8 protein-coding genes are annotated in these 9,536 nt (G+C 39.6%); all 8 read left to right on the forward strand.

Annotated features, from left to right (window positions below; translation table 11 throughout):
* The coding region (locus tag AC1DPQ_RS08415) for a LytR/AlgR family response regulator transcription factor (RefSeq protein ID WP_477608784.1) at positions 1-614 on the forward strand (614 nt) is incomplete at its 5' end.
* A gap of 225 nt (positions 615-839) precedes the next feature.
* Positions 840-1,307, forward strand: a complete 468-nt coding sequence (locus AC1DPQ_RS08420) for a pyrophosphohydrolase domain-containing protein (protein ID WP_029277032.1) — start codon at positions 840-842, stop codon at positions 1,305-1,307.
* 18 nt (positions 1,308-1,325) lie between these two features.
* Positions 1,326-2,177, forward strand: a complete 852-nt coding sequence (locus AC1DPQ_RS08425; RefSeq protein WP_477579568.1) for an alpha/beta hydrolase — start codon at positions 1,326-1,328, stop codon at positions 2,175-2,177.
* Between the two features lie 371 nt (positions 2,178-2,548).
* A complete protein-coding gene (gene rhaT / locus AC1DPQ_RS08430) occupies positions 2,549-3,643 on the forward strand; it encodes an L-rhamnose/proton symporter RhaT (protein WP_477608786.1) in 1,095 nt (364 codons plus the stop codon).
* Between the two features lie 28 nt (positions 3,644-3,671).
* On the forward strand, positions 3,672-5,792 hold the full coding sequence (locus AC1DPQ_RS08435) for a bifunctional aldolase/short-chain dehydrogenase (protein WP_230145396.1): 2,121 nt from the start codon (positions 3,672-3,674) through the stop codon (positions 5,790-5,792).
* Positions 5,793-6,011: 219 nt separating this feature from the next.
* Positions 6,012-7,292, forward strand: coding sequence for a sugar isomerase (locus tag AC1DPQ_RS08440; RefSeq protein ID WP_477608788.1), 1,281 nt, complete (start codon positions 6,012-6,014; stop codon positions 7,290-7,292).
* Positions 7,293-7,307: 15 nt separating this feature from the next.
* Positions 7,308-8,693, forward strand: coding sequence for an FGGY-family carbohydrate kinase (locus tag AC1DPQ_RS08445; RefSeq protein ID WP_477608790.1), 1,386 nt, complete (start codon positions 7,308-7,310; stop codon positions 8,691-8,693).
* Between the two features lie 43 nt (positions 8,694-8,736).
* A partial coding sequence (locus AC1DPQ_RS08450; protein WP_477608792.1) for a GntR family transcriptional regulator occupies positions 8,737-9,536 on the forward strand: 800 nt, incomplete at its 3' end.

Consider the following 9,536-nt stretch of genomic DNA (forward strand, 5'->3'; position numbering starts at 1 on the left):
ACCTGGTTCAGGAAGGTAAAGTTGATCTTGTTTTTTTAGACATACAGATGCCAGAATTAACCGGGATCCAGTTTTTGAAAATCTGTGGAGGTAAATGCAAAGTAATTCTAACCACAGCCTATCCAGAATATGCTTTAGAAGGCTTTGATCTTGATGTGGTAGATTATTTGCTTAAACCGATCTCATACGAGCGTTTTTATAAAGCAGCTACTAAAGCACAACAGATTTTAATGCCTGTGGCACCCGTTCAGCAAGAAATTGTTGTACAGCAGGTAACGCAGGGGAACGATTTTATTTTCATTAAAGGTGATACCAAGAACAAGTTTATTAAGGTTAATTATGAAGATATCCTATACATTGAAGGATTGAAAAACTATGTTTCTGTTTATACCGCCGCCCAAAGGATTGTGACCTACCAGGCACTGCGTGAGCTGGAAACTGAGCTGCCCCGACCGCCTTTTTACCGCATCCATAAATCGTACATTATCTCTATCGAAAAAATTAAGATGATAGATGGGAATACCGTTTATATTAGCGACCAAGCGATTCCCATCGGCGAAACCTATAAAGAAGAGTTTTTTAAAGTGGTTAGGGAAGGGAAGAAGAATGGGTAGTTTGGTTAATTGTATAAATCGGTTAACTGGTTAATTGTTAAATTGTTGGGATTCATCTTTGGTTAACCAATTAGCTAGTTTTAAGAATTCTGCAATAAAGAAATTCAACAAGCAGTTAACCGATTAACCAGTTTCAACAATTAATCAGCTGTGTGCATAAATTCTCCTCATTATTTCTTCCGATTTTTTTAAGTTTGCTGTATAAAGATTAAATCAAACATCACCATGCAAGAAACGAATTCGCTAAACCAGGTTGCAGAATTTCATACTACCTTTAAACATCCAATTTTAGAAAGTCCTGTTATTCCTTCAAAACAGAGAGCCAATTTGCGTATTTCGCTTTTAGCCGAAGAGTTGAAAGAACTGCAGGAAGCAGTAGAAAATGATGATCTGGTAGAAGTTGCTGATGCCCTTTGCGATCTGCAGTATGTTTTGGCGGGTGCGATCCATGAGTTTGGTTTGGGTGGAAAATTTAAGACTTTATTTGATGAAGTTCACCGCTCTAATATGAGCAAAGCCTGTAAAACGGTAGAAGAGGCTGAACAAACCATTCAGTTTTACTTAAATAAAGACCAGACCGAATCTTATTACAAAGAAATCGACGGACTGTTTTTGGTATTCAGGAAATCTGACGACAAAACTTTAAAATCGATCAACTATTCGCCAGCTGATTTAAAATCACATTTGGTTTAACTCATAAATAAGCTCGAATTGAAAAGGCTAAAACAAATTGTAAACGAGCTAAAATTAACACAGGCGGCGCCTGATGCAGCTTTAATGCGTGAGTTTATTTTCTACTCACCCAAAATGCCATTACGCCTGCATCAGGAACAGCTTATTGCTACCTCGAAACAATTTAGCCTCAAGGTTTTTGATGCCTATTTTACCAATGCCGATATAAGCATTAACTGCTTTAGCTGGGGAAATGGAAAACGTAAAGTGTTACTTACGCATGGCTGGGCTTCGAAGGCTTTAGATTTTTATGAGCTGATTATTGAACTCCTGAAAATAGATGACCTGGAAATCATTGCTTTTGATGCACCTGGCAACGGAAGCTCAATCTCTGAATTTTCCAACCTGATGTTATATGCCGGTTCAGTAAAATCTATTGCCTTAAACTATGCACAACCTGATGTCCTCATTGGGCATTCGCTTGGCGGCATGGCTAATGTAATTGCTTTGCAGGAGCTGGGTGTTACGCCCAATTTGCTCATTAGCATCGCACCATTAATCAGACTGAAAGAAAACTTCGAACAAAGTCTCGATTCGGTGAACATCGGCATAAAGGATCAGGATATCTTTTTCAGCAACTTTGCCAAAGAATTCCCCGTTCCTGTAAGCCACTTTAACCTGACCGAACTGTATCAACTAAGTCCGGATTTAAATCATTTTCTGGCATTTGATCCAGCTGATCATATTTCGCCATACCCATTCCTTAAAGAATTTCTGGATAAATATCCGGCGATAAGTTCAAAATCTTTTGAAGATGTGGGACATTATAAAATCCTCAAATCGGTTGAGGTAATTGAAGATATTTTGCAGCGCATCCAATCCCAGAATTAATTTATTTATAATCTGTTGCCGCCCATGGCGGGAAGCTTTCAACATCCTGAGCTTGTCGAAGGACTTGTTTAAATATTTTTTAATGTGTTTCGACAGGCTCAACATGACACAATTTGAAAGAGAAATTACCTTAATAATAGCTTCCACAAAATCCGGTGCACAACAATAATCTGCGAGAAAACTATAACATCATTATTGCCCGCAGATTTCACTGATCAACGCAGAACTATATCCTCACCCCAACTTCCCGACCTCCGTCTTCGGTCTCCCAACTAATCCCATCCACCAATTTATTTCACATCCATAACAGTGCATAACAGTTAAAATTACTGTATATTCTATTTTAGAGCAACCAAATATATTAATAGAGCATGCAAGCAATTTTAGGTGTAATTTTTCATTTCTTCGGTGGTTTCGCCTCCGGAAGTTTTTATATTCCGTACAAAAAAGTTAAAGGCTGGGCCTGGGAAAGTTACTGGATCGTTGGAGGAATCTTCTCCTGGTTAATCGTTCCGCCACTTGCTGCTTTTTTAACCATCCCGAATTTTACGGCAATTATCACCAGTACCAACGGTAGCATTTTATGGTTAACCTATTTTTTTGGTGTGCTTTGGGGTATTGGAGGTTTAACCTATGGCTTAGGTGTTCGTTATCTGGGCGGATCGTTAGGGAGTAGTATCATTTTAGGACTTTGTATGGTTTTGGGTTCAATCCTGCCATCCATTTACTTCGATTTTTTCCCGCAGGGAGGTAAAGATACTTTTACCATGTTTTTATACACCGATTGGGGGCGTATGGTATTGCTGGGGCTTTTAGTCTGTGTTATTGGTATTGTAATCTGCGGTAAGGCAGGTATGATGAAAGAAAAGGAAATGAAATCTGGTATTACCGATCCGCATGGCATGGAGGTAAAAACAGAATATAAATTCGGACTTGGCTTGTTTGTGGGTATTGTTTCGGGTGTTTTAAGTGCCTGTTTCAATTTTGGTATTGAAGCCGGAAAGCCAATGGCCGATGCGGCGAATACCATCTGGAAAGCTGCAAACCCTGCTGAAACAGGTAATTTCTTATTCCAGAACAACGTTACTTATGTAATTGTGCTTTGGGGAGGCCTAACCACTAATTTTATCTGGTGTATGGTATTAAATGCAAGGAATAAAACATTTGGCGATTATACCAATGCAAAAACGCCACTGTTAAAAAACTATATTTTTTCTGCCCTGGCAGGTACTACATGGTTCTTACAATTCTTTTTCTATGGCATGGGCGAAAGCAAAATGGGCAACGGCGCCAGTTCATGGATTCTGCACATGGCCTTTATCATTCTCATCGCCAACGTATGGGGGCTGGTATTAAAAGAGTGGAAAGGTGTGTCGAGAAAAACGTTGTTTACTGTTTTGGCGGGTATTTTAACCATCATCATTTCGGTACTCATTGTTGGTTATGGTAATTCAATAAAAGGTTAATAAATAAAAATTTAAATAGAATATAAGAATGTCAATCGATACGAAAAGTTATAAGCACGTAAGCTATTTGTGGGATGAAGAGGAAGCCGCAAAACTTGCTGGTGATGAAGTTGCCCTCTTAATTTATCGCTCAAATTTATTGGGTGCAGATTTACGCTTAACCAATTATGGAGGTGGAAATACCTCGTGTAAAGTATTGGAAAAAGATCCGCTTACCGGCCTTGAAACCGAAGTAATGTGGGTAAAAGGTTCAGGTGGCGATTTAGGTACCTTAAAGAAAAGTGGTCTTGCAGCATTATATGTTGATCGTTTGCGTAGTCTGAAAAATATCTACCGTGGTGTAGAACACGAAGATGAAATGGTTGAACTTTTTAACCACTGTATTTTCGATTTAAGCTCTAAAGCACCATCAATCGATACCCCTTTGCATGGTTTTCTGCCGTTTGCACATATCGATCACTTGCACCCAGATGCGGCCATCGCCATCGCAGCAGCTAAAGACGGTAAAAAAATTACCGAAGAATTATTTGGTGGAACGATAGGCTGGGTTGAATGGAAAAAACCTGGTTTCGAACTGGGTCTGCAATTAAAGCAATGTTTAGATGAGAATCCAGGTATCCGTGGCATTATGTTGGGCTCACATGGTTTGTTTACCTGGGGCGATACGGCTTACGAAAGTTATCTGAATACCTTAGAAGTTATCGAAATCTGTTCTGATTACCTTAACCAGAACTATGGTAAAAAAGGGCCTGTTTTTGGAGGACAAAAGATTGAAAGTGCCGCAGCAGATCAGCGTAAACAACAAGCGGCTGCTTTAGCACCTGTTTTGCGTGGTTTATGTTCTTCTAAACAGCACATGATCGGTCATTTTACCGACGACAGTCGTGTTTTAGAATTCATCAATTCTAACGATCTTGATCGCCTTGCACCAATGGGCACAAGCTGTCCAGATCACTTTTTACGCACCAAAATCAGTCCGCTGGTTTTAACTTTAGCAAGCGATGCCGATTTATCGGATGTTAAAGCACTAAAAGAAACATTGGAGCCAGCTTTTGAAGCATATAGGGCAATGTACACGGCTTATTACGAAGCCTGTAAACATCCAAACAGTCCTGCCATTCGCGATACCAATCCGGTTGTTATTTTATATCCTGGTATCGGAATGTTTACCTTCTCTAAGGATAAACAAACGGCAAGGGTTGCTGCAGAATTCTATATCAATGCCATTAACGTAATGAAAGGCGCTGAGGCCGTTTCAGAATATACTTCTTTGCCGCACCAGGAAGCTTTTAACATCGAATATTGGCTGTTGGAAGAAGCGAAGTTGCAGCGTATGCCTAAGCCAAAACCTTTAACAGGTAAAATTGCTTTGATTACCGGTAGTGCAGGTGGTATAGGTAAGGCGATTGCTAAAAAGTTTGTTGCAGAAGGTGGCGTGGTGATTTTAAACGATATGAATGCCGAGCGTTTGGAAGAAGCAGGTAAGGAATTTGCAAGCCTGTATGGTAAAGATTCTTATAGTACCGCAATTTTAAATGTAACCAGCGAAGCAGATATTAAACAAGCTTTCGATTCGGCTGCTCTGGCTTTTGGTGGGGTAGATATTATTGTAAACAACGCAGGGTTATCGATTTCTAAAACCATTGCCGACCATACCGAGAAGGATTGGGACTTATTATATGATGTTTTGGTAAAAGGTCAGTTTTTTATCACTCAGGCTGCAACAAATACGATGCAAAAGCAGAATATTGGTGGCGATATCATTAATATTGTAAGTAAGAACGCCCTGGTAAGCGGACCTAACAATGCCGGTTATGGCAGTGCAAAAGCTGCCCAGTTACATTTGAGCAGGTTAAATGCTGCAGAATTGGGAGCCGATAATATCCGTGTAAATGTGGTTAACCCTGATGCTGTAATCAGCGATAGTAATATCTGGGCAGGGGGTTGGGCAGAAGGCCGTGCAAAAGCTTACGGAATTACCGTTGCAGAACTACCGGCTTATTATGCGAAACGTACTTTGTTAAATCAGATTATACTACCAGATGATATTGCCAATGCTTGTTTCGCCTTTGTGGGTGGCTTGCTGCACAAATCAACCGGAAATGTTTTAAATGTTGATGGCGGAGTAGCCATGGCATTTGTAAGATAGCTTAATCCACGGTTTGTGTCTCCACAGATCGAAAGAAGATAAGTTAAATGGTCTGTGAGGACACAGACTATGGCGACAAATTCAGTTTTAGTAAGTTGTTTAATCGGTCTGTGCCTGGCACAGACCGAAATGACTTTAATTTTTTTATAATAGCCCCCGTTTGGAGCGAGAACGGCGAGTGTATCGCCGCAACATTAACCTAATAAACCAAATATTCTCATGAATATCGAGCAGAACCAAATAGAAAAACATAACGACTCCCTTTTAACCTCACATCAGCGTAAACTTTCTTTTTTAAAAGAAGATTGGGCGCACGTTGATGTAGAAAGCGTAATCCAGAAACTGGTTGATTTTCAGATTGCCATTCCAAGTTGGGCTTTAGGTACAGGTGGAACACGTTTTGGCCGTTTTGCCATTACTGGTGGTGAACCACGTACCATTGAAGAAAAAATTGAAGATGTTGGTCTGCTTCATGCCCTTAATGGCGCAAGCGGCGCAATTTCGCTTCACATTCCTTGGGATATTCCACAAGATGCTGAAGCGTTAAAAACTTTGGCATCTGGCTATGGTTTAAAATTCGATGCCATGAACTCGAATACCTTTCAAGATCAGAAAGGTGCTGCACATAGCTATAAATTTGGTTCGTTACAGAATGTAAATAAAGACATCCGCAAACAGGCGATCGAGCATAATATAGAAGTAATTAAACATGGTATCGCGCTAGGATCTGACGCATTAACCGTTTGGCTAGCCGATGGCTCTTGTTTCCCTGGTCAGCTTAATTTCCGCAAAGCTTTCGAAAATACATTAGAAAGTCTGCAAGAAATCTATTCAGCACTGCCAGAAGATTGGAAAATGTTTGTGGAGTACAAAGCCTTCGAACCTAATTTTTATTCAACTACGGTTGGCGATTGGGGACAATCACTGTTATATGCAAGCAAACTAGGTAAAAAAGCTTATACTTTGGTTGATTTAGGTCATCATTTGCCTAATGCAAACATTGAGCAGATTGTTGCTTTATTGTTAATGGAAGGAAAATTGGGTGGTTTMCACTTTAATGATTCTAAATATGGCGATGATGATTTAACTGCCGGAAGCATTAAGCCTTATCAGTTGTTCTTAATTTTTAACGAGCTGGTAGAAGGTATGGATGCAAAAGGCATGAACCATGCAAAAGATTTAGGTTGGATGATAGATGCTTCTCACAATGTGAAAGACCCTCTAGAAGATTTATTGCAATCAGTAGAAGCGATTATGATTGCTTATGCACAAGCCTTATTGGTTGATAGAAAAGCATTAAGCGAAGCGCAGAACAACAACGATGTAGCAAAAGCACAGGAAATTTTGCAGCATACTTTCCGGAGCGATTTAAGGGCTTTGGTAGCCGAAGCCAGATTAAGGGCTGGAGCAGCTTTATCACCAATCGCTTTATACCGCGGTTTAGAAGTTAGAACTAAGTTAGTTAATCACCGCGGAAATACTGTTGCCACAGGTTTGTAAATAGAGAAATAGAAAATGCCTAAACCTGTTATTGCCATATTTGATGTTGGGAAAACGAATAAAAAACTGTTTCTGATTGATGAAAACTACAGTATTGTTTACGAACGGTCTGCACGTTTTGTAGAAACAGTTGATGAAGATGGCGAACCATGCGAAAATCTCGAAAGCCTGCGTTCATCAGTTTACGATTCCCTGCATCAGGTTTTACAGTTAAAAGAGTTCGATATTAGGGCCATAAATTTTTCTACTTATGGTGCCAGTTTTGTTTATCTCGATGAAAACGGCGATCCCCTGACACCACTTTATAACTATTTAAAAGAATACCCCGAAGAGCTTAAAAAAGCATTTTATGCAAAATACGGAGGTGAGGAGAAGATTTCCTTAGAAACGGCCTCGCCAATCTTGGGCAGCTTAAATTCAGGAATGCAATTGTATCGCCTGAAAAACGAAAAGCCCGAAATATTTAAAAAAGTGAAGTGGGCTTTACACCTGCCTCAATATTTAAGTTATTTAATTACGGGTAAGGCCGTGGCTGATATTACCAGCATAGGCTGCCACACCCAGCTTTGGGATTTCAATAAAAGTGAATACCATAACTGGGTTACTACCGAAAAAATCGATGAGAAATTTGGTGCATTTACCCCTGCAGATTCCAGCCTGAAAACTGATTTCGAAGGGAGCAGTGTAAAGGTTGGTGTAGGTTTGCACGATAGTTCTGCAGCACTGATTCCCTATCTGGCCAATTTTAATACACCGTTTGTGCTCATTTCAACAGGAACCTGGTGTATCAGTTTAAACCCTTTCAACCAGGAACCTTTAACTGCCGAAGAACTTAAACAGGATTGCCTGTGTTACATGCACTTTAAAGGCAAAGCGGTAAAGGCTTCACGTATTTTTGCTGGTTATGAGCACGAGGTACAGCTTAAGCGTATAGCAGAACATTTCGATCGTGCCGCCTATCTGTTTAAACATTTGAAGTTTAATCCTTCAATGATTTTGAAACTGGCCAATAAAATCCCTGAAAACCAACAGGAGCAACAGGGCTTTTCAGCAAATTCTGCTTTCCCGGAGCGTGATCTGAACCTCTTTCAAACGGCAGAAGAAGCCTATCACCAATTAATTTTTGATCTGATCAAACAGCAGATTTACTCGTTAAAGCTGATTTTAAATGCAGGTGTGAAAAGAATTTTTGTAGATGGTGGTTTCGGTAAAAATGCAATTTATATGCATCTTTTGGCTACTTCTATTCCAGATATTGAGGTTTATGCCTCTTCGGTTTCGCAGGCTACGGCGATAGGAACGGCCTTAGCAATAAATGATGCCTGGAACGAAAACCCTGCACCAACGGRTATGATCCAGTTAAAATACTATTCTGCTATACAACGTACACTAGATTTTTAGGAATTTCCTTATATTAGGAATTTCCTATATCAATATAACCATTTTGAAACCAGAAGATTTAATCCCCTACATTAACGTCGACGAGTATTCGTCGACGCCAAAATACAAGCAGTTAACCAATGCTATTTTGGCCGCAATTGAAAGTGGTAAACTTCTGAAAAATAGTTTATTGCCGTCTATCAATGAACTGAGCTTCAGTTTGGAAATGTCGAGAGATACCGCTGAAAAAGGTTACCGCAACCTCCGGAAACTTGGGGTAGTAGATTCTGTACCGGGTAAGGGTTATTTCATCATCAATACCGATTTCTCACGTAAACTAAAAGTTTGTCTGCTTTTTAATAAACTCAGTACGCACAAAAAGATCATTTACGATTCGTTTACAAAAACATTGGGTGAGCGTGCTGCGATCGATTTTTATATCTACAACAATGATTTCGCACTGTTTAAAAAAATGATCGTTACCAAACGTGATGATTATTCGCACTTTGTAATTATTCCACATTTTTTAGAAGGAGGCGAAAATGCACACGAAATTATCAATACCATTCCAAAAGAAAAACTAGTTATCCTTGATAAATTGTTGCCAGGAGTAACAGGCGATTATGCTGCGGCTTATGAAAACTTTGCACAGGATATTTACGCGGCTTTAGAACAGGCTTTAGACCGGCTATCTCATTACCGGACCTTAAAAATTATCTTCCCAAAAAACAGCTATTTTCCGCACGAGATTCTAACCGGTTTTTATAGGTTCTGCCAGCAATATGCTTTCGATCATAAAGTAATTCATAACATTAAAGACGAAGAAATTAATCCTGGGGAAGTATACATTAACCTCATGGAAGA

It is taken from the genome of Pedobacter sp. 01T416_2 (assembly GCF_056398925.1).